The 20677-nt window shown below is 63.5% G+C and carries 21 protein-coding genes; 9 read left to right on the plus strand and 12 right to left on the minus strand.

Going from position 1 to position 20677, the window contains the following annotated elements; translation table 11 throughout:
* The first annotated feature begins 70 nt into the window (after positions 1-70).
* The 5 genes from ACOZK4_RS25560 (at position 71) to ACOZK4_RS25580 (ending at position 5704) form a co-directional block, all read left to right on the plus strand.
* A complete protein-coding gene (locus tag ACOZK4_RS25560) occupies positions 71-967 on the plus strand; it encodes a carbohydrate ABC transporter permease (protein ID WP_421594476.1) in 897 nt (298 codons plus the stop codon).
* The gene (locus ACOZK4_RS25565; RefSeq protein WP_421594477.1) at positions 964-1779 is read left to right on the plus strand and encodes a carbohydrate ABC transporter permease; all 816 of its coding nucleotides are present in this window, start codon (positions 964-966) and stop codon (positions 1777-1779) included. The genes ACOZK4_RS25560 and ACOZK4_RS25565 overlap by 4 nt, the downstream gene beginning before the upstream one ends.
* 10 nt (positions 1780-1789) lie before the next feature.
* The gene (locus tag ACOZK4_RS25570; RefSeq protein ID WP_421594478.1) at positions 1790-4036 is read left to right on the plus strand and encodes a glycoside hydrolase family 2 protein; all 2247 of its coding nucleotides are present in this window, start codon (positions 1790-1792) and stop codon (positions 4034-4036) included.
* Positions 4037-4046: 10 nt separating this feature from the next.
* Positions 4047-5135 (plus strand): ABC transporter ATP-binding protein, encoded by a 1089-nt coding sequence (locus tag ACOZK4_RS25575; protein WP_421594479.1) that lies wholly within the window; start codon positions 4047-4049, stop codon positions 5133-5135.
* 131 nt (positions 5136-5266) lie between these two features.
* Positions 5267-5704: a pseudoazurin gene (locus tag ACOZK4_RS25580; RefSeq protein WP_421594514.1), complete on the plus strand. Its 438-nt coding sequence runs from the start codon at positions 5267-5269 to the stop codon at positions 5702-5704.
* Here ACOZK4_RS25580 and ACOZK4_RS25585 read toward each other — a convergent pair.
* A complete protein-coding gene (locus ACOZK4_RS25585) occupies positions 5701-6117 on the minus strand; it encodes an acyl-CoA thioesterase (protein ID WP_421594480.1) in 417 nt (138 codons plus the stop codon). The genes ACOZK4_RS25580 and ACOZK4_RS25585 overlap by 4 nt on opposite strands.
* Before the next feature lie 92 nt (positions 6118-6209).
* On the opposite strand from ACOZK4_RS25585, the gene ACOZK4_RS25590 reads away from it, so the two are divergent.
* The gene (locus ACOZK4_RS25590; protein WP_421594481.1) at positions 6210-7163 is read left to right on the plus strand and encodes a LysR family transcriptional regulator; all 954 of its coding nucleotides are present in this window, start codon (positions 6210-6212) and stop codon (positions 7161-7163) included.
* On the opposite strand, the gene ACOZK4_RS25595 is transcribed toward ACOZK4_RS25590, so the two are convergent.
* The 9 genes from ACOZK4_RS25595 to ACOZK4_RS25635 form a co-directional block, all read right to left on the minus strand.
* Positions 7160-8185, minus strand: a complete 1026-nt coding sequence (locus tag ACOZK4_RS25595) for a histone deacetylase family protein (RefSeq protein ID WP_421594482.1) — start codon at positions 8183-8185, stop codon at positions 7160-7162. The genes ACOZK4_RS25590 and ACOZK4_RS25595 overlap by 4 nt on opposite strands.
* Positions 8182-8676, minus strand: coding sequence for a GNAT family N-acetyltransferase (locus ACOZK4_RS25600; protein WP_421594483.1), 495 nt, complete (start codon positions 8674-8676; stop codon positions 8182-8184). The genes ACOZK4_RS25595 and ACOZK4_RS25600 overlap by 4 nt, the downstream gene beginning before the upstream one ends.
* A 9-nt stretch (positions 8677-8685) precedes the next feature.
* Complete coding sequence (locus ACOZK4_RS25605; protein WP_421594484.1) at positions 8686-9615, minus strand: 3-keto-5-aminohexanoate cleavage protein; 930 nt, start codon at positions 9613-9615, stop codon at positions 8686-8688.
* Positions 9616-9625: 10 nt separating this feature from the next.
* Entirely contained in the window at positions 9626-10996 is a 1371-nt protein-coding gene (locus ACOZK4_RS25610) for an aspartate aminotransferase family protein (protein ID WP_421594485.1), read from the minus strand.
* A 45-nt stretch (positions 10997-11041) separates the two neighbouring features.
* Positions 11042-11806: an amino acid ABC transporter ATP-binding protein gene (locus ACOZK4_RS25615; protein ID WP_117370222.1), complete on the minus strand. Its 765-nt coding sequence runs from the start codon at positions 11804-11806 to the stop codon at positions 11042-11044.
* Complete coding sequence (locus tag ACOZK4_RS25620; protein WP_421594486.1) at positions 11803-12462, minus strand: amino acid ABC transporter permease; 660 nt, start codon at positions 12460-12462, stop codon at positions 11803-11805. Before ACOZK4_RS25620 ends, ACOZK4_RS25615 begins: the two co-directional genes overlap by 4 nt.
* Positions 12463-12465: 3 nt before the next feature.
* Complete coding sequence (locus tag ACOZK4_RS25625; protein WP_421594487.1) at positions 12466-13116, minus strand: amino acid ABC transporter permease; 651 nt, start codon at positions 13114-13116, stop codon at positions 12466-12468.
* 75 nt (positions 13117-13191) lie between these two features.
* Positions 13192-13977: an ABC transporter substrate-binding protein gene (locus ACOZK4_RS25630; RefSeq protein WP_421594488.1), complete on the minus strand. Its 786-nt coding sequence runs from the start codon at positions 13975-13977 to the stop codon at positions 13192-13194.
* Positions 13978-14071: 94 nt separating this feature from the next.
* Positions 14072-14989: a cation diffusion facilitator family transporter gene (locus tag ACOZK4_RS25635; RefSeq protein ID WP_421594489.1), complete on the minus strand. Its 918-nt coding sequence runs from the start codon at positions 14987-14989 to the stop codon at positions 14072-14074.
* Between the two features lie 283 nt (positions 14990-15272).
* On the opposite strand from ACOZK4_RS25635, the gene ACOZK4_RS25640 reads away from it, so the two are divergent.
* Both ACOZK4_RS25640 and ACOZK4_RS25645 read left to right on the plus strand, forming a co-directional pair.
* Positions 15273-15863 (plus strand): ankyrin repeat domain-containing protein, encoded by a 591-nt coding sequence (locus ACOZK4_RS25640; RefSeq protein WP_421594515.1) that lies wholly within the window; start codon positions 15273-15275, stop codon positions 15861-15863.
* A 79-nt stretch (positions 15864-15942) separates the two neighbouring features.
* Entirely contained in the window at positions 15943-16779 is an 837-nt protein-coding gene (locus ACOZK4_RS25645; protein ID WP_421594490.1) for a bifunctional allantoicase/(S)-ureidoglycine aminohydrolase, read from the plus strand.
* 52 nt (positions 16780-16831) lie between these two features.
* On the opposite strand, the gene ACOZK4_RS25650 is transcribed toward ACOZK4_RS25645, so the two are convergent.
* Complete coding sequence (locus ACOZK4_RS25650) at positions 16832-18028, minus strand: cyanate transporter (protein ID WP_421594491.1); 1197 nt, start codon at positions 18026-18028, stop codon at positions 16832-16834.
* A 131-nt stretch (positions 18029-18159) separates the two neighbouring features.
* Between ACOZK4_RS25650 and ACOZK4_RS25655 the strand changes: the two genes are divergently transcribed.
* Positions 18160-19017 (plus strand): LysR family transcriptional regulator, encoded by an 858-nt coding sequence (locus tag ACOZK4_RS25655; RefSeq protein ID WP_421594492.1) that lies wholly within the window; start codon positions 18160-18162, stop codon positions 19015-19017.
* On the opposite strand, the gene ACOZK4_RS25660 is transcribed toward ACOZK4_RS25655, so the two are convergent.
* A complete protein-coding gene (locus tag ACOZK4_RS25660; RefSeq protein ID WP_421594493.1) occupies positions 19005-20516 on the minus strand; it encodes a malonate--CoA ligase in 1512 nt (503 codons plus the stop codon). The two genes, ACOZK4_RS25655 and ACOZK4_RS25660, sit on opposite strands and share 13 nt — an antisense overlap.
* Between the last annotated feature and the right edge of the window lie 161 nt (positions 20517-20677).

Below are 20677 nucleotides of genomic sequence, written 5' to 3' on the forward strand. Positions count from 1 at the left end.
CCACTGCCGGACCTTCCCTGTCCTCAGGGCAGGAGGTCCGGTCCTTGTCTCCTGCACACAAGGTCGTCCCATGGCTTCCGGCAAAACAGGCGGATTGAAGCGCTATCACGATCTGAACGGCTGGCTGTTCATCGCCCCGTCCGTCCTGTTGATCGGCGTCTTCCTCGTCTATCCGATCTTCCGCTCACTCTATCTGTCCTTCTTCTCCGGCAAGGGCATGATGATGAAGTTCGCGGGCTTCGGAAACGTCGTCCGTCTGTGGAACGACCCGGTCTTCATCCAGGCACTGACCAACACCGTCACCTTCTTCGTGGTGCAGGTGCCGATCATGATCCTGCTGGCCTTGATGCTGGCGGCCGTACTCAACAACGATAGGCTGAAGTTCATCGGCTTCTTCCGGACCGCGATCTTCCTGCCCTGCGTCGCCTCGCTCGTCGCCTATTCCGTGCTGTTCAAGAGCATGTTCTCCGTCGACGGCGTGGTGAACCAGGCGCTGATGGCGATCGGCCTGATCGGCTCGCCGATCGGCTGGCTGACGGAGCCCTTTTGGGCCAAGGTTCTGGTCATCCTCGCCATCACCTGGCGCTGGACCGGCTATAACATGATCTTCTATCTCGCGGCCCTCCAGAATATCGACAAGTCGATCTATGAGGCGGCGCGGATCGACGGCGTGCCGGCCTGGGCGCGGTTCTTCTACATCACCGTTCCCATGCTCAAACCCGTGATCCTGTTCACGACGATCATCTCGACCATCGGCACGATCCAGCTGTTCGACGAGGTCTACAACCTGACCGAAGGCAAGGGCGGCCCGGCCAATTCGACCATCACGCTCTCGCTCTACATCTACAACCTGACCTTCCGCTTCATGCCGAGCTTCGGCTATGCGGCGACGATCTCCTATGTGATCGTCATCATGGTGGCGCTGTTCTCCTTCCTCCAGTTCTATGCCGCGAGGGACCGGTCATGAATACCTCGCGTATCCTGGGCACGGCGCTGCAATATGCCTTTCTCGGGCTTGCCGCCTTCCTCTCGATCTTCCCGTTCTTCTGGATGCTGATCAGCGCCTCGAATAAATCGATCGACATCATCGGCGGCAAGACCAGCTTCGGTGATGCGTTTACCACCAACGTGGCGAACTTCTTCACGCAGGTCGATGTGCCACTGGTGTTCTGGAACTCGACCAAGGTCGCGGTGCTCGCCACCGTTCTCACCATTGTCGTCTCCTCGCTTGCCGGCTACGGCTTCGAGATGTTCAAGTCGAAGGCGCGCGAGCGCGTTTACTCGCTGGTGCTCTTGACGCTGATGATCCCCTTCGGCGCGCTGATGATCCCGCTGTTCATGATGATGGCGAAGACCGGGCTCATCAACACGCATATCGCGATCATGCTGCCCACCATCGCGTCGGCCTTCATCATCTTCTACTTCCGCCAGTCGACCAAAGCCTTCCCGACGGAGCTGCGCGACGCCGCCAAGGTGGACGGGCTGAAGGAATGGCAGATCTTCTTCTACATCTACATGCCGGTGATGCGGTCCACCTATGCGGCCGCCTTCGTCATCGTCTTCATGACGAACTGGAACAACTATCTCTGGCCGCTCATCGTACTCCAGTCGAACGAGACCAAGACGATCACGCTTGTCGTCTCATCGCTCGCCTCCGCCTACTATCCCGATTACGGCGTGGTCATGATCGGCACGATCCTCGCCACCCTCCCCACCCTCTTCGTCTTCTTCGTCATGCAGCGCCAGTTCGTGCAGGGCATGCTCGGCTCGGTCAAATAGGAATACCCCCATGCGCATTACCGAAAACTTCAATGGCAACTGGCTCTTCCGCCACGGTTTCGACGCCGCCCGCGTGGGCGTGGTGCAGGAGGGCGAGACCGTGCGCCTGCCGCACAGCGCCGTCGAGCTGCCCTATAACTATTTCGACGAGACGGAATACCAGAAGCCCTTCACCTACCAGAAGGTGCTGGACTGGCGCCCGGATTTCGAGGGCCGGGAAGTCTCGCTGGTCTTCGACGCCGCCATGGCCGACAGCGTGGTCTATCTGAACGGCCGCGAAATCATCGCTCACAAGGACGGATACACGCCCTTCACGGCACGGCTGACGCCGCATCTGAAGCAGGGTGAAAACCTCATCACCGTGAAGATCGATGGGTCCGAAAACCCGGAGATCCCACCCTTCGGCGGCCAGATCGACTATCTCTGCTATGCCGGCATCTATCGCGACGTGTGGCTCAAGGTGGCAAGCCCCGTCTCCATCGCCAATGTGAAGATCGAGACGCCGGATGCGCTGGCGGACGCCAAGACCGTCACCGCCCGCGTCTTCCTCGCCAATCCGCAGGGCCTTGCCATTTCCGGCACGCTGGACGCCAAAATCCGCCGCAAGGGCGGTGGCGATGTCGCCGCCACCTCGGTTGCCATCGACGGCAACGAGGCCACGCTGACCTTCTCGGGCCTCACCGGCATCGAGCTCTGGGATATCGACAACCCGGCCCTCTACGCCTTGTCACTAAAGCTCACCACCGCCCACGGCGAGGATGTGCTGACGCAGCGCTTCGGTTTCCGCACCGCACAGTTCACGCCGGACGGGTTCCTGCTCAACGGCCGGCGGCTGAAGCTGCGCGGCCTCAACCGACATCAGGCCTGGCCGCATACCGGCTATGCCATGGGCCGGCGCGCGCAGGAGAAGGATGCCGACATCCTGAAACACGACCTCGCCTGCAACATCGTGCGCACCTCGCACTATCCGCAGTCGAAATGGTTCATCGAGCGCTGCGACGAGATCGGCCTGCTCTGCTTCGAGGAAATCCCCGGCTGGCAGCATATCGGCGGCGAGGCTTGGCAGCAGGAATCCATTGCCAATGTCCGCCGCATGATCGAGCGCGATTGGAACCATCCCTCGATCATCATCTGGGGCGTGCGCATCAACGAAAGCCAGGACAACCACGCCTTCTACGCAGAGACGAACCGCCTCGCCCGCGAACTCGACCCGACGCGCCAGACCGGCGGCGTGCGCTTCATCACCAATTCCGAGATGCTAGAAGACGTCTATACGATGAACGACTTCATCCTGGGCCAGGAAGAAATGCCCGGCAACAACCGCGGCCGCGTCGTGCTGCGCGACCGGGTGGAGACGACTGGAATCACCAAGCCGATCCCCTATATGATCACCGAATATAACGGCCACATGTACCCGACCAAGCGCTTCGATCAGGAGCAGCGCCAGGCCGAGCACGTCACCCGCCATCTCCTGATCCTCAACGCTGTCGCCGGCGACAGCGACATTTCCGGCTCCACCGGCTGGTGCATGTTCGACTACAACACGCACAAGGATTTCGGCTCCGGCGACCGCGTCTGCTATCACGGCGTTCTCGACATGTACCGCATCCCGAAATTCGCCGCTTATGCCTATGCCTCGCAAGGCGATCCCAAGGACAAGGTCGTGATGCAGCCCGTGACCTTCTGGGCGCGTGGTGAACGTAATATCGGCGGCGTGTTGCCGCTGATCATTCTCACCAACTGCGACTATGTCGAGGTGAAGTTCGGCGAATGGCCGGCCAAGCGCGTCTATCCGGACAAGGAGAACTATCCGCATCTGGCACATCCGCCCGTCGTGCTCGATTTGCGCTCCGTCACGCCGGAGGAATTCGGCACCTGGGGCCGCGTCTGGCGCGAAGGCACCTTCACCGGCTATATCGACGGCAAGGCGGTGACCACCATGACGCTGCCGGCCGATCCGGTGCCGACAACGCTCGAAGTCGTGGCCGACGATACGGCGCTGCGCGCCGGTGAGAAGGATGCGGTGCGCGTCGTCGTGCGCGTGCTCGACCAGTGCGGCAATCTGCTGCCCTATTTCGAGGAACCAGTATCGCTCGTGCTCTCCGGCCCCGGCCGTATCATCGGCCCGAGCGAGCACACACTGAAGGGCGGCGCGACCGGCTTCTGGGTGGAGGCAGGCGACGAGAAGGCCAAGCTCTACCTGACCGTCTCGACACGCCGCCTGCTGCCCCAGTCCATCACCTTCACCGTCAGCTGAGGTTTAGCCCATGGCCGATGTTCGCCTTACCGACATTCGCAAGCGTTTCGGCTCCCTTGAGATCATCAAGGGCGTCGACCTCTCGATCGAAACAGGCGAGTTCGTCGTCTTCGTCGGTCCCTCGGGCTGCGGAAAATCGACGCTGCTGCGCATGATCGCCGGCCTGGAGGATATTTCGTCCGGGGAACTGACGATCGGCGGCACGGTCATGAATGATGTCGATCCGTCGAAGCGCGGCATCGCCATGGTCTTCCAGTCCTATGCGCTCTATCCGCATATGACGGTGCGCGAGAACATGGGCTTCGCGCTGAAATTCGCAGGCATGGCGAAAGAGGAGATCGAGCGGCGCGTCAACGACGCCGCCCGCATCCTCGAACTTGGGCCGCTGATGGAGCGCAAGCCCAAGGCGCTTTCCGGCGGCCAGCGCCAGCGCGTCGCCATCGGCCGCGCCATCGTGCGCAATCCCGATGTCTTCCTCTTCGACGAGCCGTTGTCGAACCTCGACGCGGAGCTGCGCGTCCACATGCGCGTCGAGATCGCCAAGCTGCACAAGACGCTGAAATCGACCATCATCTACGTGACCCACGACCAGGTCGAGGCGATGACGCTCGCCGACAAGATCGTCGTGCTGCGCGCCGGCATCGTCGAGCAGGTGGGTGCGCCGCTCGATCTCTACGACGATCCCGACAACACGTTCGTCGCCGGCTTCATCGGCTCGCCGCGCATGAACTTTTTGAAGGCCCGCGTGGTCGCGGCCGACGCCGGATATGTCACGGTATCTCTGGTAAACCAGCCCGAGGTCAAACTCAGCCTTCCCATCCAATCGGCCACCGCAAAACCCGGTGACGCGGTCAGCCTCGGCGTGCGGCCTGAGCATTTCCTGCCGGCCGGAAACGGCGATGCGGATCTGGTGCTCGATGTCGACGTGGCCGAGCATCTCGGCAATACCAGCTATGTCTATGCCAATGTCTCGCCGGAGGAGCGCATCATCGTCGAGCATGAAGGGTCCCGTGGGGCCGATAGCCGCGACCGGCTGACCGTCGGCCTCTCCGCTGCGAAGTCGTTCCTCTTCGACAGCACAGGCGCCCGCATCCGCTGACGCGTGCGACAGCTCGCCACGCCGCATCGCCGGCTTGTTTGACCAAAGTCAAAGAAGGCGGCCCCTCGCGGGCCTATCTCTTGCGCATGAACGATTGACGTTCGTCAGCAGGGAGAATTCCAGTGCGTATCATGGTAAAGAGCATCGTCGGCGCAGCAGCAGTCCTTTTCGCGCTCGCCCTTCCCGCCGGTGCGGCAGATTTTGAAGTGCACATGCTCAACAAGGGTGCCGAGGGCGCCATGGTGTTCGAACCCGCCTTCGTGAAGGTCGCCCCCGGCGATACCGTCACCTTCATCCCCACCGACAAGGGCCACAATGTCGAGACGATCAAGGACTTCATTCCGGAGGGCGCGGAAGCCTTCAAGAGCAAGATGAACGAGACCTATAAGGTCACCTTCGACAAGCCCGGTGCCTATGGCGTGAAGTGCACGCCGCATGTCGGCATGGGTATGGTCGGCGTGGTGATCGTCGGCGATGCGCCGGCCAACCTCGACGCGGTCAAGACCGGCAAGCTGCCGAAGAAGGCCCGCGAACGCCTCGACGCCGCCATCGCGGCCGCCGGCCTCTAGGAAGGCTCGACGAGATTGCCGGCTGCAGCGACGATTGCGGCCGGCAAAGGTAGGGACTGCCGCGCGGCAAGATCGAAATAGACCGAGACGGCGAGGAGTTCCGCGCAGAGCGCCCCATCCGCCTTGTTCGTCAGCGTGTGCCTTGTGGTGAGCGATGTGCGCCCCACCTTGACCACAGAAGACTGGATTTCGAACAGGCTGCCGACCGGCAACTCCTGCCGGAAATCGATCTCGTAGCGGCGATCCGCCCAGCCTTCCCTGCGATCCTTGATCCAATCCGCGGAATAGCCGACCGCCGCCATCAGGTGCCAGAGCGACTGATCGAAGGCGGCGATGTAGTATTGCACGTTCATATGCCCCATCGCGTCGCATTGCGCGGGATAGACCACACCCTGATAGGTCAGAAGCGGCACGGCAAACCTCCTTTGTCCGTCACGGGACTTTGATGCCGGATCGCACCATGCAATAGCTTTTCCCGAGAGCATAGTTTTGGGGAATGATACGCATGGCACGGCAAAGACGGCGTTTCGTCTGGGAAATCGACTGGAACCTGCTGCGGACCTTCATGGTGATCGTGCAGGAGCGCGGGCTGACGGCGGCGGGCGAAAAGCTTTCGTTGAAGCAGCCGACGGTCAGCAATGCGCTGAAGCGGCTCGAAACCCACATGGACAGCCGGCTGATCGAGCGCAACGCCTCGCATTTCGCCGTAACGCCGGCCGGCCAGCGGCTCTACAGCGAATGCGTCGCGCTGTTCGACATCGTCTCCGGCCTGCCGCAGCAAATGGAAGAACAACCCGGCGACCTGACGGGGCATATCGAGATCGCGCTTGCGAGCCATGTCGTCTGCCCGATCCTCGACGAGGCGCTGGCCGCCTACCACCGCGCCTTTCCGCAGGTCACGCTGTCGCTTTCCGTCGCCTCCAGCAATGATGTGGTGGCAGCGGTGCTGAACCGCGACGTCTGCTTCGGCATCTGCCTGATGCAGGAGCGCCATCCGCGGCTGGAATACGACGTGCTGTTCCGCGAAACCTTCGGCTACTTCTGCGGCAGACGGCATGCGCTGTTCGGCGTGAAGGACCTGCCGATCTCGGCCCTGCGGCAGGAGCCCTATGTCTCCTTCAAGACGGACCAGATGTCCGGCGCGCTCTGGCCGGTGGCGCTGCTGCGCCAGCAGGAGGGTTTCGAGGGCCAGACCGTCGGCACCTCCTCGAACCTCGAGGAGGTCAAGCGGCTGATCATCGCCGGTTTCGGCTTCGGGCCGCTGCCGATCCATGTCGTGGAAGAGGACGTGCGCGCCGGCCGCCTCTGGCGCCTGCCGCCCTATGAGAACACACCCGTCATCGACGTGCATGTCGTCTATGACGGCGCGGCCCGCCGCAGCCGGGCGGAAAACCTGCTTTTGGCGGAACTGCGCCAGGCGATTGCGACCATTCCCTTCGAGCAACGGACCTACCTTTAAGCCGTCGCACCGAAACCGGTGAGGAAGGCCGTCAGGTTGTCGCCGAGTTCGTCGCAGAGATAACCGCCCTCCTGCACGATGACAGCAGGAAGGCGGAGCTTGGCGATCGCCTCGGCGATACGGGCAAAACCGGACGTCGAAACAGCGAGACCGCCGAACGGATCCTTCTCGAAGGCATCGAGGCCGAGCGCCACGACGAGCGCATCCGGCGAAAACGCCTCCACGCGGCGGATGGCGGCGGCGAGCGCTTCGAGATAGACGGCGTCGCCGGATTTGCGGGCGAGCGGCAGGTTGAGATTGTAGCCGAGGCCAAGTCCCTCGCCGCGCTCATCCGCATGGCCCCAGAAGAACGGATAGAAGCGCACCGGGTCGGCATGGATCGACACGGTCAGCACGTCGGCGCGCTCGTAAAACATGCCCTGTGTGCCATTGCCGTGATGAAGGTCCACATCGAGGATCGCGACGCGTTTAGCCTGTTGCAGCAGATGTTGCGCGGCGATGCCGGAATTGTTGAAGAAGCAGAAACCGCCGGCAACATCGCGGAAGGCGTGGTGGCCCGGCGGGCGGCAGAGGGCGTAGGACCAGGCATCGCCGGCCATGACAGCTTCGGCCGCAGAGACGGCGGTGGAGGCGCTCCAGCAGGCGCTTTCCCAAGTGTGTTCGGAGATCGGGCAGGACGTATCGGCCATATGGTAGCCGGCCTGCCCGACGGCGGAGGCCGGATAGCTGCCGGTGCGGACGAGCGGGTGGATGTTCGGGATGACTTCTGAGGAGGCACCCTCGATGCGCTGCCAGCGCTCGTAGATGCGGCGCAGGAAATCGAGATATTCCGGTGTATGCACGGCGGAGACCGGGCCGAGACCATAGTCTTTCGGCCGCAGAATCTCCGTGCCCGCCGCCCTGGCACCGGAGAGCAAGCGCTCCACGCGCTCCGGCTGCTCCGGGTTCGGCTGCGGCGCGCCGCTCGACAGGAAGAAGCTCGGATTGTGGCGCTTCTGTTCCTCGGCAAAAAAGGTTTTCATGTCTTCTCCTCACCGGCGAAGGCGTCGAAATCCGCGCCCTTGATCATGTGGATCAGCTCGCCACGGGAATGGCGGATGCCGATCCGGTCGTAGAAGGCCTGCGCCCTGGGATTTTTCACATCGACGGAGAGCCGCAGATAGCGTGCCCCCTTCTCCCGGCCGCGCCTTGCGACGGCGTGCAGAAGGCGCTCGCCGATGCGCCGGCCACGAAAGGCGTCAGTGACGAAGAGGTCCTGCACATAGATACCGGGCGTGCCCATCCAGGTCGAAAAGCTCGGGAAGGTGAGGCAGAGGCCGGCGAAAACGCCGCCCGCTTCCGCGATCAGCACCTCGAAGGCCGGCGTGGCGCCAAAGCCGTGATGCCTGATATTTTCGACCGTCGAGACGAATTTCGGCCCCGCCTTCATGTCCTCGGCCATCACGCGCAAAGCCGCGTGAATGGTCTCGGCATCATCGACGGCAGCGGGCCTTATCCGGATTTCGTCCTGCATGGTGTCTCCTCAGAATGCGACGCGATCGCCGCCCTTGAGGCCAAGCATAGCGCGCGCCTCGTCGGGCGTCGCGACCTCAAGCGACAGACCTTCGAGGATCGCGCGGATACGGCGCACCTGCGCGGCGTTGGAGGTCGCAAGCTCGCGGCCGTCGAACAGGCTGTCCTCCAGCCCGACGCGCACGCTGCCGCCCAGGGTCGCCGCCATGGTGATCATCGGCGTCTGCTTGCGGCCGGCGGCCAGCACCGAGAAACGATAGTCGTCGCCGAACAGCTTGTCGGCGATGCGTTTCATATGCATGAGGTTCTCGGGATCGGCGCCGATGCCGCCGAGGATGCCGAGCACGAACTGGATGAAAGGCGTGCCCGGTATCAGGCCACGATCGCGGAAATGCGCGAGCGTATAGAGATGCCCGACATCGTAGCATTCGAATTCGAAGCGCGTGCCGCAGCCCTCGCCGAGGCGCTTCAGGATCGTCTCGATGTCACCGAACGTGTTGCGGAAGATCGTGTTGCGCGTCGCCTCCAGAAGCTCCGGCTCCCAGGCGTGCTGCCATTCGCGCGGGCGGTCCAGCATCGGGTAGAGTCCGAAATTCATCGAGCCCATGTTGAGCGAGCACATTTCCGGCTCGGCCGCCAGCGCCGCCGCCGTCCTGTCCTCCAACGTCATCAAGGAGGAGCCGCCGGTGGTGATGTTGATCACCGCATCGCTCGCCTGCTTGATGACGGGCAGGAAGCGCATGAAGACCTTAGGGTCGGCCGTCGGTCGGCCGTTTTCCGGGTCGCGGGCATGCAGATGCAGGATGGACGCCCCGGCCTCGGCCGCCTCGATGGCCTGCGCGGCAATGTCTTCCGGCTTGTAGGGCAGATGCGGCGACATGCTGGGCGTGTGCACCGAGCCAGTGACGGCGCAGGTGATGATGACCTTTTTCGATTTCATGGCCCGCCTCTTACTTTCGCACCGACAGCGACAGCTCGCCGGCAAGCTGCGTCAGCGTCGCGTCGAGGATCGTCACGATCTCGCCGACCTGTTCTTCCGTCGTGATCATCGGCGGGCAGACGAGGAAATGGTCCCCCTCGACACCACCGCGCGTGCGGCGGGAATAGATGATCAGGCCGCGCTCATAGGCGATGTCGACGACGCGCTGGTGTGCGTCGAGCGCCTTCGGCAACGGCGCCATGGTCTCGCGGTCGGAGACGAATTCCGCGGCGAGCAACAGGCCCTTGCCGCGCACGTCGCCGATGAAGGGATAACGCTCCGCCAGCCCCTCAAGCTCGGCCTTCATCAGGTCGCCGATGCGGGTGGCGTTGCCGAGCAGATCCTGCCGCTCGATCTCGTCAAGCACGGCCAGACCGGCGGCGCAGGCGAGCGGGTTGCCGGCATAGGTATAGCCATGCGCGAAGCCACCGCGGTCGAGCACCGGCTTGACCAGTTTGGAATGGGCGATCATTGCGCCGAGCGGGCAATAGCCGGCGCCGAGGCCCTTGGAAAGGGCGATGATGTCAGGCCGGCAGTTCCAGTGATCGCCGCCGAGATAGCGGCCGGTGCGGCCCGCCCCGCTCATCACCTCGTCATGGATCAGCAGGATGCCGTATTTGTCGCAGATCTCACGGATGCGCGGATAGTAGCTGTCGGGCGCGACCAGCGCGCCGGTGGACGCGCCACCGATCGGCTCCATGATGAAGGCGAGCACGCTTTCGGCCCCCTCTTCCAGGATTTTCTCCTCCAGCATGTCGGCATAGCGCACGCCCCGCTCTTCCATCGAAAAATTGTCGCGGTCGAGATAGGCGGTCGGGGCCTTGATGTGCGGCATGTCGCGCAGCATCGGTAGGAACGGCTTTTTCAGCGCGTCGTAGCCGGTGACGGCGAGCGCGCCGAGCGTCGAGCCGTGATAGGAGGGGAAGCGCGAGATGACCTTCCAGCGCTCCGGCTGATCGGTGGCGCGCGCCCATTGCCGGGCGAGCTTCAGGCAGGATTCCACCGCCTCCGAACCGCCGGAAACGAAGAACACACGGTCAAGCCCCTCCGGCATATGGCCGGCGAGCCGGCGGGCGAGGTCTTCCGCCGGCTGGTTTTCGAAATGCAGGCGATAGGCGAAGGTCGCCTTGTCCATCTGCCGCTTCATGGCGTCGAGCACATTGCGGTTGGAATGGCCGATATTGACGACCATGGCGCCGCTGGAGCCATCGATGACCTTCCGGCCATGCTCGTCCCAGATATAGATGCCCTCGGCGCGGTCGGCGAGCGGCCGGCGCATGCGGGACTGGTAGAAGAGGTGCGATGCCGGGCGTTCACCGGGCGCAGTCGATTGCTGGCTCATGATCGATCCATTGAAAAAGATAAGAATGCAGCGGCCGGAGACAGTCTAGCCGTTGAGGAACTTCTTGAGGAAGCTGCGGGTGCGTTCCTGCACCGGATTTCGGAAGAGATCGTCGGGCTTGCCCTCCTCGACGACCGCGCCATCCGCCATGAAGATCACCCGGTCGGCGACTTCGGCGGCAAAGCGCATTTCGTGGGTGACGATCACCATGGTCATGTGCTCGGCCGCAAGCTGCTTCATGACGAGGTTCACCTCGTCCACCAGTTCCGGATCGAGCGCCGACGTCGCCTCGTCGAACAGCATGACCTTCGGTTGCATGGCGAGTGCCCGGGCAATGGCAACACGCTGCTTCTGCCCGCCGGAAAGGCGGGCCGGGAAGGCGTCGATCTTGTCGGCAAGACCGACCTTGTCGAGCATCTTCAGCGCAAGCGCTCGGGCATCCGCTTTTGCCATGCCCTTCAGCTTCATCGGCGCGATGGCGATGTTTTCCGCCACGCTCAGATGCGGAAAGAGGTTAAAATGCTGGAACACCATGCCCATCTGTTGACGCACGCTGTTGATGTGCTTTTCGAAGGCCCGGCGGGCGAGTGTCTGGTTGACCTGCACGCCATCCAGCCACACCTCGCCGCCATCCAGCGTCTCAAGATGGTTGATCGAGCGCAGCAGCGTGCTCTTGCCCGAACCGCTCGGGCCGATCACGGCGACGATCTGGCCGCGCGCCACGCTGAAATCGATGCCCTTCAGCACCTCCAGCGGCCCGAAGAATTTGCGCGCGCCGCGCACCTCGATCATCGGACGGACATCGGTCATCGCGAAAGCTCCACTTTCCGTTCGATCCCCCGGAGGACCGCTTCGAGAATGAGATTGAGGACGTAATAGAGGGCAGCAGCCGTCAGGTAGAATTCGAAGGGCCGGTAAGTCTCGCTGATGACGAGCTGGGCGCTGTGAACGAGCTCTGCGATGCCGATCATCGAGACGATCGAGCTTTCCTTGAGCAGCGCGATCATCATGTTGCCGACGGCCGGCACCGTGTTGCGTAGCGCCTGCGGCACGACGATATAGAGCCGCGTCTGCCAGGCGCCGAAGCCGAGCGAGCGCGCCGCCTCCGTCTGCCCCTTATCCAGCGAGGCAATGCCGGCGCGAAAGATGTCGGCATTGTAGACGGCGAAGTGCAGGCTGAGGCCGATGATGCCGGACCAGAGGGCGGGAATATCGATGCCGATCTGCACGAGGCCGAAATAGATCAGGAACAGCTGCAGGAGCAGCGGCGTGCCCATGAAGAGCCACATGAAGAGGCGCACGGGATAGCGCACCACGGGCGACGCATAGAGCACGATGAGGGCAAAGCCCATGCCGGCGACGATGCTGAAAAGGGCGGAGACGACCGAAATGACGACCGTCCACCACAGGCCCTTGCCGATCAGCGGCAGGTATTCCGGTACGATGCTGAAATCGAGACCCTGCATGGCTTACGCCTCCTCGGCATAGGCGCGGTCGAGCCAGTCGATGACGAGCGTCAAGCCATAGACCATGATCATGTAGAGCACTGCCGTCACCGCGAAGATCTCGAAGGGTTTGTAGGTGGAGCCGATGAAGCGCTGCGCCGTATAGGTGAGCTCCACCACCGAGATGGTGGCGACGAGCGCCGTGCCCTTGACCAGCGCCACGGCATTGACGCCGAGCGGACGGATCATCAGCTTGGCGGCCTGCGGCAGCACGATCCAGCGCATCGACTGGCCCTCGCCGAAGCCGAGCGAGCGCGCCGCCTCCATCTGCCCACGATCGACCGACAGCACGCCGCCCCGGATCGATTCCGCCATGTAAGCCGCGATGTTGAGGCCGAGCGCGATGGCGCCCGCCGCGAAGGGCTCAAGCTGGATGCCGAGCTGTGGCCCACCAAAATAGAGCAGGAATATCTGGAGAAGTGCTGGCGTGCCGCGGAAGACGCTGACATAAGCAGCCCCGATGAAGCGCAACATCGAGAGATGCGAAAGCCGCAGGCCCGCGATCAGCGCCGCCACGGCAAGGCCGAGGGCCAGCGAGAGCAGCGAAATCTGAACGGTCGTCCAGGCCGCCTGGACGAAGACAGGGATGATGCGGCCGATGAGAGCGATGTCCATTCCCGGATCCTCGGCAGTCGGTCAGGCCGTCGGCGGGTTTTCCCGCCGGCCAGCCGTCTCAGGATGCGAAAACGATCAGCGGATGTCCGAGCCGATCCACTTCATGGCGATGGCCTCATAGGTGCCGTCGGCCATCATGTCGTCGAGCGCCTTCTGCATGGCGGCCTTCAGTTCGGGATTGCCCTTGCGGATGGCGATGCCGATCTTGTCCTCGGTGCCGGCGAATTCCGGCACGTCGAGCTTGGTGAACTTCTCGCCGGTTTCCTTGATGGCGATCGACACCGGAACGGCATCGACGATCATCGCGTGGATACGCCCGGCCTTCAGTTCCAGGAAGAGTTCCGGCAGGCCCTTGTAGGTGCGGATTTCCCAGCCGCCGCGCTCGCGGGCCCACTTCTCGTGGGTTTCGCCGAGCGTCACACCGATGGTCTTGTCCTTGAGGTCGTCGATCGACTTGACCTCAGAGCCATCCAGCACGAAGACGCCGCGGCCGGACTTGTAATAGGGGCCGACGAAATCGACGGCCTTTTCACGCTCGGGCGTGATGGTCATGCTGCCGATGACCGAATCGTATTTGCCGGCGAGCAGGCCCGCGATGATGCCATCCCAGGCGGTGCTGAGGCCGGTGCCCTTCACGCCGAGACGCTTGGCGATCTCGTTGCCGATATCGACGTCGAAGCCGACGGTCTGGTTGCTGTCATCGACGAAGCTGAAGGGCGGGTAAGCGCCGCTGTTGGCGAACTTGAATTCACCGGCGGCCTTGATGGTTTCCAGGTCGTCGGCGCTCGCCGCATAAGGCGTCGCGAGAACGGAGAGAGCAAGGCCGGCGGCCATGGCGAAGGATAGAAGGCTTTTGAGCATGTCGTTCCCCTTGGTTGGCTGAGGGGAAGATCGGCCATGGTCATGCATTACACAAATAGATAGTCACAATACCAAGCATTCCATAAAGGAATGATTAGTCCGCCCATTCCGGATCGGTCGTGAAGGCGATGGTCAGCCAGCGATCCGGGCCTTCGTCGCCGATTGCGAGGCCGATTTCATCGCGGATCCGGTCCCAATCCTGCAGTTTCTGCGCGGGAAAATTTTCCGGCACGATGAAGTAGAGTTCGATCTGCCGGCCACGGCCGACACGGGCGACGTAAGCGCGGTACGACAGGAAACCATATTTTTCGACGATGGCCTTCGCGACCGCATCGACATGGCCCTTCAGGTCCGAGGGCGTGACGAGCAGGATATCGGCCAGCGCCTGGCGGATCGTGCCGGCTGGAATGGGAATGATGACGAGGCAGACGAGCGCAAGCGCCACCGGGTCGATATAGGGCGACAGCCATTCGTGCTCGGTGCCCTGGATGAAATAGCCGATGACGAAGGCGACGAGCAGCGCGCTGGTCAGCCCCGCCGACATGATCCAGGCCTTGGCGTCGAGCGCCACGAAATCCGACTGGATGGTGCGGTTCGCCCGCGTGCCGATGATTGCCATGACGACGGTGACGATGATGGTGAGCACGGCATAGATGATGGCCTGGTCGAAATCGAGCGGCCGGCCGCCATCCATGATGGAGCCGATGGCGTTGATCAGGGCGTAGATGGCAGCGCCCGTCAGCATGATGCCGTTCAAGCCGAGCACCATCGGCTCCAGATGCCAGAAGCCCATGGTGAAATGCTTGACGAAACGCCCGCTGCCGGAAGCCGAGGCGGCGATGAGATTGGAGACCAGCAGGGCGACCACGGTCATGACCGCATCCGTCAGCGCATAGACGCCGTCGAAAACGATGGCGAAGGAGCCCGAGAGAATGCCGAACAGGATGCCGACGCCGGCCAGCACGATGGTGACCGCAATCGAAATGCGCAACAGCCCCTGTTCCGTCTGCATGGATCAGCCCTTTCCGTGTCCCCGGTGTTTCCTGCTTATAGAGCACTTGCCGGAAAACTGGCTACCGGCCTTCTGGAGTAGATATCGAGCGAGCGCGGCGATCATCGGCAAATTCCATCTTCTGCATGATAGGGATTTACACATTTAATTTTCAAATGGCGCGAGCGCCTGTTAATTTTGCCGGCACAACCCCATGGGATGGCGCATGCTGAAATTCTCCCTGCTGTCGGCCTGGCTCTTCCTCGCAGCCCTCTCCTCTTCCCTTCTTGCCGCCGGTGATGCCATGGACCTTCAATTGCACAAGGCGGCTGGCGCCAATGATGTGGCCGCAATCGAGGCTCTGCTCGGCAAAGGTGCCGATATCGACGCGCGCGACGGCAGCGGCGCCACCGCCCTTCTCGTCGCTACCCACGCCAACAATGTGGATGCCGCCCGCGCGCTGATCGAGGCCGGGGCTGACGTCAACGCCAAGGACCGCATCGAGGACAGCCCCTATCTCTATGCCGGCGCGCGCGGCCATCTGGAGATCCTGAAACTGACACTTTCCCACGGTGCCGATCTCAGGAGCATCAACCGTTACGGCGGCACCGCGCTCATTCCCGCCGCCGAGCGCGGCCATGTCGAGACGGTCGATAGCCTCATCAAGGCCGGCGTGAATGTGGACCATGTCAACCGGCTCGGCTGGACGGCGCTTCTTGAGGCCGTCATCCTCGGCGACGGCGGCCGGCGGCATGTCGAGATCGTCGACCTGCTGATCAAGGCCGGCGCGAATGTGAACCTTGCGGACAATGACGGCGTGACGCCGCTCAAGCATGCGCGCGGGCGCGGCTATAGCGAGATCGTCGCGCTTCTCGAAAAGGCTGGGGCTAAGTAACGCTCCCCAAAAACGGCGCGGCGAACAAAGCCGCGTTCATAAAAATCGGAAACACTCACAGCAAAAAGGGCCTGAGACGATGCAACGAAGCTACTATTCCTCCCTAGGTGGCCATCCGCCGCAGAGCGACCTCCTGACCGGCCGCGCCGTCTTCACCGAGGCCTATGCGGTACTGCCCAAGGGCGTGATGCAGGACATCGTCACCAGCTTCCTGCCCTTCTGGGACAACACGCGGCTCTGGGTCATCGCCCGCCCGCTCTCCGGCTTCGCCGAGACCTTCTCGCAATATGTCATGGAAGTGGCGCCGGGTGGCGGCAGCGACAATCCGGAACAGGATCCGGATGCCGAGGGCGTGCTGTTCGTCGTCGACGGCACGGTGGAACTGACGATCCCGACCGGCACGCACACGCTGGAACCGGGTGGCTACGCCTTCCTGCCGCCGGGCCTGAAATGGTCGCTGCGCAACCGCTCGGGGGCGCACGCGCGCTTCCACTGGATCCGCAAGTCCTATGAGGCCGTCGAGGGCCTGCCGCATCCCGAGCCGCTGATCCTCAACGAAAAGGACATCAAGCCGTCGGAAATGCCCGGCACGAATGGCGGCTGGGCAACGACCCGCTTCATCGATCCGAACGACCTGCGCCACGACATGCATGTGACCATCGTCACGCTGATGCCGGGTGCCGTCATTCCCTTCGCCGAAACCCACGTGATGGAACACGGCCTCTATGTGCTGCAGGGCAAGGCGGTCTATCGCCTCAATCAGGACTGGGTGGAAGTGGAAGCCGGCGACTTCATGTGGCTGCGCGCTTTCTGCCCGCAGGCCTGCTATGCCGGCGGCCCCGGTCCGTTCCGCTACCTGCTCTACAAGGACGTCAACCGCCATGCGGCGCTGAAGCCGTTCGGCGGCCGTCGCTAAACGTTAGCAGTTCCCTTGGAGCCCGCGTCGTCACCGGCGCGGGCTTTTGCGTTCAGCCGGTGGAGGGCATCGCCACCGGATAGCGGCGCGGGTCGAAGCGCAGATAGAGCAGCGCCGTCACCAGCACGCAGCCGAAATGCAGCATCCAGCCTGCGGCGAAGCCGCCCGTCCCGTCATGCAGCAGGGCGACCGCATAGGGGCCGAGCGCCGCGATGAGGAACCCGCCGCCCTGCATGAGCGCCGCGAGCGCACCCGCCTGTTCGGGGCGCGGCAGATGATCGAGCGCGGTGACGATCGCGAGCGAGAAGCTGCCGCCGAGACCGGCGCCGCAAAGCCCCGCCCAGACCGCGGGTGCAGCGCCCGGCAGGTTGGCCAGTCCGAAGAAACCAATAAGCTGGAAGGCGATGGTCAGCCACAACCAGCGGCGGCGGTCGATATTGCCGCGCGCCAGCGTCGGCAGACTGAGGGCCGCGACCGCTTGGCAGGCGGCCATCACCGCGACGAGACCGCTGCTGTCGGCGCTCGTCCAGCCCTGCGCCTGATAGTAGGGCGCCAGCCAGGCGATCATCGAGGAATAACCGGCATTGACGAGGCCGAAGGCAGCCATCAGCACCCAGGTGCGCGGCCGCGCCAAAAGCCTGCGCGTCAGCGTGCCGTCCGGGCGGCTCGCCTTGGTGTCGGAGAGGATGCTCCAGGCCGCGGCAAGCGCGATGGCGACCGGAACGGCCAGCCAGGCAAGCGCCATGCGCCAGGAATAGCCAGCATGGGTGAGAACCGGCATCAGCCGCGCGCCGAACGCGCCGCCCGCCATGATCATCGCGGAATAGAGCCCGGTCACGACGGGTACGCTTGTCGGAAAGCGCGCCTTGATGATGCCGGGAAAGGCAGCCTGGATGAAGGCAACGCCGATGCCGCAGAGCCCGGCCGTCGCAATCAGCGCAACACCGCTGCCGGCATAGAAACGGAGCGCCGAGCCGGCAAGAAGAATGGCGAGTGCTGCGAGCAGGCCCCGTCGCGTGCCGATGCGCAGCTGCAACCCCGGTGCGATGAAGGCACCGACACCCATCAGGAACATCGGCAGCAGCGTCAGGAGCGACAGCCCGCCAAGTCCGAGGCCGGTATCCGCCACGATCTCGTTGAGAATGGGGGCAGGCGCGGCAATGAAGGGCCGGAGGTTGAGAGCGACCAGGACGACCAGCCCGAGCATTGCCCAATCGCGTGCCGAACGCGGTTGCGTGGTATCTGCCATGGTTCGACTTTCTGCTGATGCCGGGCGGCTCGCGGAATCGCGCCACCCTCCCGCTATCGCTACCATTCGCTTGAATCATGCGCAAATTACATGTTTAGATACCCATCATTCCGATTCTCAATGGAGGAATCGTGCTCGATCCGCGCCTGCTCCGGGCCTTTGTGGCGGTCGCCGATGCCGGCAGCTTCACGGCCGCCGCCGACCGCCTGCACATGACCCAGTCGACGATGAGCCAGCAGATCGCTCGCCTCGAAGAGGCGATCGGCCGCGACCTCGTCGATCGCGCCGCCCGCCCCGTGCGCCTGACGGTGACGGGCGAGCGCCTGCTCGGCCATGCAAGGCGCATCCTCACGCTCCAGAGCGAAGCGCTGACGCTGGTGGCCGAGACATCCGGCACGACCTCGGTGCGCATCGGCATGCCCGACGATATCGCGACCCCCGAAATGGCCCGCGTCTTCGCCGGCTTCACCAAGCGCCACAAGGAGGCTCGGCTCGACGTCACCACCGGCCTGCGCTCGGACCTGACGCGACGCTACCGCGCCGGCGAACTCGACATCGTGGTGCTGAAGGAGGACACGCCGAACGCCGACGCCTGGGCGAGCTTCGCCGAACCCATCGCCTGGTACACGGCCATGGACGCGGCTAGCGATCTTCCCGATCCCGTTCCGCTCGTCACCTTTCCGCCCGGCGGCCTCTATCGCGACGCGATGTTCGAGCGGCTGGAACGGGAGCGGCGGCGCTGGTACGTCGCCTTCACCTCCGCCAGCCTGCGCAACGTGCTGATGGCCATCGAAGCCGGGCTCGGCCTCTCCCTGCTGCCGGTCGATGCCGCCAAGGGATGGCGGATCAAGCCGCTTGCCGATTTCGCACCGGAGCCGCCCGTCGTCGCCTCGCTCTACTCGTGGGAGCGAAGCGGCATCGTCGGCGAGCTTGCAACCGAGGTGCTCGACATCCTGCGGCGGCATTTCGCCTACGATCAGGCCTTGTAGAGATCCTCGTAGGTCTGGCGCAGCACGTTCTTCTGTACCTTGCCCATCGTGTTGCGCGGCAGGTCATCGACGAAGAGCACGCGTTTGGGCTGCTTGTAGCGCGCCAGCCGGTCCTTCAGGCCATCCAGCACCGCCTTTTCATCGAGCGCGGCATCCTTCGAAAGCACCACCACCGCCGTCACGCCCTCGCCGAAATCCGGGTGCGGCACGCCGATGACCGCGCTCTCGATGACACCGGGCATGGCATCGATCTCGCTCTCCACTTCCTTCGGATAGATGTTGTAGCCGCCCGAGATGACGAGGTCCTTGCCGCGGCCGACGATGTGCACATAACCGCGCGCGTCGATCTTGCCGAGATCGCCGGTGATGAAGAAACCGTCGGCGCGAAACTCCGCCGCCGTCTTTTCCGGCATGCGCCAGTAGCCCTTGAAAACGTTCGGCCCCTTGACCTCGATCATACCCGTCTCGCCATCCGGCACCGGCGCGCCGCTCTCCGGATCGCTGACCCGCAGCGAAACGCCGGGCAGCGGGAAGCCCACCGTGCCGGCGATGCGGTCGCCGTCATAGGGGTTTGATGTATTCATATTCGTCTCGGTCATGCCGTAGCGTTCGAGCAGGGCATGGCCGGTCTTTTCCGAAAAGGCCCGATGGGTTTCCGCCAGAAGCGGCGCGGAACCGGAAACGAAGAGGCGCATCTTCGCGGTCGCCTCGCGGGTCAGGCCGGCATGCTGCACGAGCCGGACATAGAAGGTCGGCACGCCCATCATGACCGTCGCCGTGTCCATCAGCTTCAAGGCTTCGTCGGCATCGAACTTCGGCAGTAGATACATCGACGCGCCTGATAGCAGCGTGACGTTCGACGCGACGAAGAGACCGTGCGTGTGAAAGATCGGCAGGGCATGGATCAGCCGGTCTTCGCTGCTGAAACGCCAATAGTCGCGCAACGTCAGCGCATTCGAAAGCAGGTTGTCATGCGTCAGCATCGCGCCCTTGGAGCGGCCGGTCGTGCCCGATGTGTAGAGGATCGCCGCCAGATCATCCGGCCCGCGCTCGACATCGGCGAATTCAGGGCTCTCGTCCGCTGCCCGCTCGGTGAGACTCCCGTGGCCGGCGGCATCGAGCGTCTCGACGCGGCTGCCATGGGCCTTGGCGATCGCCTCGACACCCTCGCGCGTTTTCGGCCCTACGACCACGAGCGCCGGTTCGGCGTCGCCGATGAAATAATCGAGTTCCGCCAGCGTGTAGGCGGTGTTCAGCGGCAGATAGACCGCGCCCGCCCTGACGCAGGCGAGATAGAGCATCAGCGCCTCCGGGCTCTTTTCCACCTGCACCGCGACACGATCGCCCGGCCGCACGCCGAGCGTGCGAAGCGTGCCCGCCAGCCGGCCGGAAAGCGCGATCATGTCGCCATAGGTCCATCGCCGGCCATCGGCCGTCTCGATGAAAACGGCTTGCGGCTTTGCGATCGCCCGGATCGCGTCGAAAAGATGATTGCCCATGGATGCGTCCTCTCCCTGCTGCCTATACCTTGTCACATCGGGCGCGGCGCGCGCCAGTGGGAACGGTGATCGCAAAAGCGCGGTCCCCAGGGCTGAAAGAATTTTTGGAACAAAGCGGGTGGATCTGCGTTGTAGGGCGGGCTTTACTCGCATCTTCTGGG

Source organism: Shinella sp. M27 (genome assembly GCF_049199905.1).
Lineage (GTDB): Bacteria > Pseudomonadota > Alphaproteobacteria > Rhizobiales > Rhizobiaceae > Shinella.

Excerpts from the sequence above, each read along its gene's own strand:
- ACOZK4_RS25560 (WP_421594476.1), top strand. The coding sequence starts at position 71 with ATGGCTTCCGGCAAAACAGGCGGATTGAAGCGCTATCACGATCTGAAC.
- ACOZK4_RS25565 (WP_421594477.1), top strand. The coding sequence starts at position 964 with ATGAATACCTCGCGTATCCTGGGCACGGCGCTGCAATATGCCTTTCTC.
- ACOZK4_RS25570 (WP_421594478.1), top strand. The coding sequence starts at position 1,790 with ATGCGCATTACCGAAAACTTCAATGGCAACTGGCTCTTCCGCCACGGT.
- ACOZK4_RS25575 (WP_421594479.1), top strand. The coding sequence starts at position 4,047 with ATGGCCGATGTTCGCCTTACCGACATTCGCAAGCGTTTCGGCTCCCTT.
- ACOZK4_RS25580 (WP_421594514.1), top strand. The coding sequence starts at position 5,267 with ATGGTAAAGAGCATCGTCGGCGCAGCAGCAGTCCTTTTCGCGCTCGCC.
- ACOZK4_RS25590 (WP_421594481.1), top strand. The coding sequence starts at position 6,210 with ATGGCACGGCAAAGACGGCGTTTCGTCTGGGAAATCGACTGGAACCTG.
- ACOZK4_RS25595 (WP_421594482.1), bottom strand. The coding sequence starts at position 8,185 with ATGAAAACCTTTTTTGCCGAGGAACAGAAGCGCCACAATCCGAGCTTC.
- ACOZK4_RS25600 (WP_421594483.1), bottom strand. The coding sequence starts at position 8,676 with ATGCAGGACGAAATCCGGATAAGGCCCGCTGCCGTCGATGATGCCGAG.
- ACOZK4_RS25605 (WP_421594484.1), bottom strand. The coding sequence starts at position 9,615 with ATGAAATCGAAAAAGGTCATCATCACCTGCGCCGTCACTGGCTCGGTG.
- ACOZK4_RS25610 (WP_421594485.1), bottom strand. The coding sequence starts at position 10,996 with ATGAGCCAGCAATCGACTGCGCCCGGTGAACGCCCGGCATCGCACCTC.
- ACOZK4_RS25615 (WP_117370222.1), bottom strand. The coding sequence starts at position 11,806 with ATGACCGATGTCCGTCCGATGATCGAGGTGCGCGGCGCGCGCAAATTC.
- ACOZK4_RS25620 (WP_421594486.1), bottom strand. The coding sequence starts at position 12,462 with ATGCAGGGTCTCGATTTCAGCATCGTACCGGAATACCTGCCGCTGATC.
- ACOZK4_RS25625 (WP_421594487.1), bottom strand. The coding sequence starts at position 13,116 with ATGGACATCGCTCTCATCGGCCGCATCATCCCTGTCTTCGTCCAGGCG.
- ACOZK4_RS25630 (WP_421594488.1), bottom strand. The coding sequence starts at position 13,977 with ATGCTCAAAAGCCTTCTATCCTTCGCCATGGCCGCCGGCCTTGCTCTC.
- ACOZK4_RS25635 (WP_421594489.1), bottom strand. The coding sequence starts at position 14,989 with ATGCAGACGGAACAGGGGCTGTTGCGCATTTCGATTGCGGTCACCATC.
- ACOZK4_RS25640 (WP_421594515.1), top strand. The coding sequence starts at position 15,273 with ATGGACCTTCAATTGCACAAGGCGGCTGGCGCCAATGATGTGGCCGCA.
- ACOZK4_RS25645 (WP_421594490.1), top strand. The coding sequence starts at position 15,943 with ATGCAACGAAGCTACTATTCCTCCCTAGGTGGCCATCCGCCGCAGAGC.
- ACOZK4_RS25650 (WP_421594491.1), bottom strand. The coding sequence starts at position 18,028 with ATGGCAGATACCACGCAACCGCGTTCGGCACGCGATTGGGCAATGCTC.
- ACOZK4_RS25660 (WP_421594493.1), bottom strand. The coding sequence starts at position 20,516 with ATGGGCAATCATCTTTTCGACGCGATCCGGGCGATCGCAAAGCCGCAA.